The sequence below is a fragment of the Streptomyces bambusae genome, from assembly GCF_019400985.1.
GTDB lineage: Bacteria > Actinomycetota > Actinomycetes > Streptomycetales > Streptomycetaceae > Streptomyces > Streptomyces bambusae_A.
In genome coordinates, this window is sequence record NZ_WTFF01000501.1 from 1 (window position 1) to 3,442 (window position 3,442).

3 protein-coding genes are annotated in these 3,442 nt (G+C 72.8%); 2 read left to right on the forward strand and 1 reads right to left on the reverse strand.

Translation table 11 applies throughout. The annotated features are described in order from the left end of the window. Positions 1 to 164 precede the first annotated feature (164 nt). The gene (locus tag GPJ59_RS34710) at positions 165 to 1,727 is read left to right on the forward strand and encodes an AMP-binding protein (RefSeq protein WP_219672015.1); all 1,563 of its coding nucleotides are present in this window, start codon (positions 165 to 167) and stop codon (positions 1,725 to 1,727) included. A gap of 138 nt (positions 1,728 to 1,865) precedes the next feature. Further along, the gene (locus tag GPJ59_RS34715; RefSeq protein ID WP_219672017.1) at positions 1,866 to 2,987 is read left to right on the forward strand and encodes an amidinotransferase; all 1,122 of its coding nucleotides are present in this window, start codon (positions 1,866 to 1,868) and stop codon (positions 2,985 to 2,987) included. A 72-nt stretch (positions 2,988 to 3,059) separates the two neighbouring features. On the opposite strand, the gene GPJ59_RS34720 is transcribed toward GPJ59_RS34715, so the two are convergent. Beyond that, positions 3,060 to 3,365, reverse strand: a complete 306-nt coding sequence (locus tag GPJ59_RS34720; protein ID WP_219672019.1) for a hypothetical protein — start codon at positions 3,363 to 3,365, stop codon at positions 3,060 to 3,062. Positions 3,366 to 3,442 lie beyond the last annotated feature (77 nt).

The following is a 3,442-nucleotide window of genomic DNA, read 5'->3' on the forward strand; positions in this document are numbered from 1 at the left end:
GGCGAGGCCCGGCCCCCGTCCGGGTCGCGCCCTGGTGGCGCCGCCGCCCGACGCCCCATCATGGACGGCGAGCGGGACCCGGGCACCGCGACCGCGGTGCCCGGGGCACGGCCCGGGCGCCCGTACCCAGCGGACACGCGCACGCCTCCACGGAAGAAGTGGGCATGAACCAGCCGGAATTCGTCAGCTACGCCGAAGCCGTCATGGACGTGCTGTCGGCGACCCCCGAGCGTCCGGTCGTGACGACCGCGGACGGTACGCACCTGACGGCGGGGGAGTTCCGGGACTCCACGTGCCGCCTGGCCGGAGAACTGGCCGACCGGGGTGCGGGCCGCGGTACCACCGTGGCCCTGCTCACCGGCAACACCGCCGAGGCGCTCGGGGCCCGCTACGCCGCGCATCTGGCCGGCGCCCGCGTGGTGAACCTGTACGACGGGATGAGCGCCCCGGCCCTGGCCGACATCGTGACGAGCGCGGACACGGACATGCTGCTCGTCGACCGCGAACAGTACGCGGCCGTCAAGGAGTTGCGGTCCCTGGTCGACGTCCCGGTCGTCCTCGCCCTCGGCCCCGGCTCCGCCGAGGAGGACGTCGTGGCCGCCTCCGCACGGCAGCCGGCGCGGCCGCCGGCCGTGCGGATCGCCCCCGACGACCACCGCAGCATCCGCCACACCGGCGGCACCACCGGCATCCCCAAGGGCATCCTCGCCCTGCACGGCTCCTACCGGCGCGCCCTCGACTCCCCCCTCGGCGACCGCGGGGACCGGCCCCGCTACCTCGCCTGCACCTCGATCGCCCACCTCGCCGGCCTCTACGCCGACCTCCACCTCTACCGCGGCGGTTCCGTCGTACTCCAGCGCGGCTTCGATCCGGGCGAGGTCCTGGCCGCCATCGAGCGGGAACGGATCACCCACATCTGGCTCCTGCCGCCCCAGCTGTACCAGCTGCTCGACCACCCGGCCCTCGCCGGCACCGACCTCTCCAGCCTGCGCCGCCTCGCCTACGGCGGCTGCCCCGCCTCACCGGCCAGGCTGCGCGAGGCGCTCGACGTTTTCGGCCCCGTCCTGGAGAGCGGGTACGGCCAGGCGGAGGCGCAGAACATCACCGCACTCGCCCCGCACGAGCACGGCCGCACCGGACACGACGGCCGGATCAGCGTGGGCAGGGCCGTGCCCGGTGTCCAGCTCGCCGTCCGGGACGCCGACGGCACGACCCTGCCGCCGGGCGAACAGGGCGAGATCCAGGTCCGCTCGCCCGGGGTCATGCCCGGCTACTGGAAGCGGCCCGACCTCACGGCCGAGGTGCTCCAGGACGGCTGGCTGCGCACCGGGGACCTGGGCTACCTCGACGAGGACGGCTACCTCTACGTCGTCGACCGGCTCCGGGACGTGATCATCGTGGTCGGCGGGCACGTCTGCCCCTCCGAGCTGGAGGAGCTCCTCCTCACCCACCCGGCCGTCGCCCGCGTCGCGGTCTTCGGCGTCCGCGACGCCGATGCGGTGGAACACGTCCACGCGGCCGTGGTGCCCGCACCCGGCCACCAACCCGACCAACCCGACCGGGCCGCCGTCCAGGCCGCGGTCCAGGCCTCCGTCCAGGAGTTCGTCACCGCGCGCAAGGGCCGGATGCACGCACCCGAGGAGGTGCACCTCGTCGACGACATCCCCCTGACGGCGGCGGGCAAGCCCGACAGGAACCTCCTGCGCTCCCTCGGCCGGAATCAGTGAATGCCGGAATCAGCGAATGCTTGACGTGTGAGGCACGCTGGGCCCAGGCCCGCAGGACCACCCGAACGCCGTGTGGCCCACGGGCTGCAGGTCATCGATAATCGACGTGATCCCACCCCGGGCCCCGGGAGGAAGTCCATGTCGGCGCCGTCCGCCCTGTCCGAAGCCGTCGCGGAGCGCCCCGCTTCGCCCGTCAGCTCGCACAACGAGTGGGACCCGCTGGAAGAGGTCGTCGTCGGCCGCCTCGACGGAGCGACGATCCCCTCCCGCCATCCGGTCGTGGCCTGCAACATCCCCCCGTGGGCGGCCCGGTTGCAGGGGCTCGCCGCCGGATACCGGTTCCCGCCCAGGATGCTGGAGCCGGCCCAGGAGGAGCTCGACGGGTTCGTCGCGCTCCTGGAGTCCCTCGGCATCACGGTCACGCGCCCCGACCTGGTGGACCACCGGCAGCGCTTCGGCACGCCGGACTGGTCCTCGCGCGGCTTCTGCAGCACCTGCCCCCGCGACAGCATGCTCGTCGTCGGCGACGAGATCATCGAGACCCCGATGGCCTGGCCGTGCCGGTACTACGAGAGCCATTCCTACCGCACGCTGCTCAAGGACTACTTCCGGCGGGGCGCCCGCTGGACGGCGGCGCCCCGGCCGCAGCTCACCGACGCGCTGTTCGACCCGGACTACCGGGTCCCCGAGGCCGGCGAGCCCGTGCGCTACATCCTCACCGAGTTCGAGCCGGTGTTCGACGCGGCGGACTTCGTCCGCGCCGGGCGCGACCTGTTCGTCACGCGCAGCAACGTCACCAACGGCATGGGCATCGAGTGGCTGCGCCGCCACCTGGGAGACGGCTACCGCATCCACGAGGTCGAGAGCCGCTGCCGCACGCCCATGCACATCGACACCACGCTCATCCCGCTCGCGCCCGGCAAGGTGCTGGTCAATCCCGAGTACGTCGACGTCGACCGGCTGCCCGAGGTCCTGCGGTCCTGGGACGTCCTGATCGCCCCCGAGCCCGACCCGGTCACCGACCGACTGCTCAAGATCACCTCGATGTGCGGGAAATGGCTCAGCATGAACGTCCTCATGCTCGACGAACGACGCGTGATCGCGGAGCGGCACCACACCGGCATGCTGCGCGCACTGGAGAAGTGGGGCTTCGAGCCGATCCCCGTCGACCTGATGCACTACGCGCCGTTCGGCGGCTCGTTCCACTGCGCGACGCTCGACGTCCGCCGCCGCGGCCCGCTCGAATCCTATTTCTCCTGAGCAGCCGCCCGGTCGACGGGCCGGCGGCGCGGGCCGGGACCCGATTCCGCCCGGCCGCCCCGGTGGCGCCGCTCAGGCCGACGGCGCCGGGGCGGTGAGGAGTCGCCGTGCCAGCCGCCGCGCCTCCAGGTCCGGGTGGGGCGTCGCGTCGTACGGGAAGCCGGACACCACGCGCCGTGCGGAGGTGGCGATGTGCCGTACCGCGGGCCGGGCGGCCGCCGGGAGCAGATGCATCGCCACCAGCGCGCGCAGCGCCCCGAGATGGGGCTTGTGCAGCTCACCGCACCGCACGAGCTGGTCCGCGATCACCGGCGCCGTGTCGTGGGTGCGGCCCGTCAGCCGCCAGAGAGCGGCCGCCGCGCTGTCTGTTAGACACATCTTACGCCGCCGCCGATCGTACGCGTGTTATATCCACCTGACTGTCGACATGTGATTAAGTGTTAGATAGCTCATGC

Bases quoted from the DNA above. Each gene is read 5' to 3' on its own strand.
- GPJ59_RS34710 (WP_219672015.1), top strand. From the start codon at position 165: ATGAACCAGCCGGAATTCGTCAGCTACGCCGAAGCCGTCATGGACGTG.
- GPJ59_RS34715 (WP_219672017.1), top strand. From the start codon at position 1,866: ATGTCGGCGCCGTCCGCCCTGTCCGAAGCCGTCGCGGAGCGCCCCGCT.
- GPJ59_RS34720 (WP_219672019.1), bottom strand. From the start codon at position 3,365: ATGTGTCTAACAGACAGCGCGGCGGCCGCTCTCTGGCGGCTGACGGGC.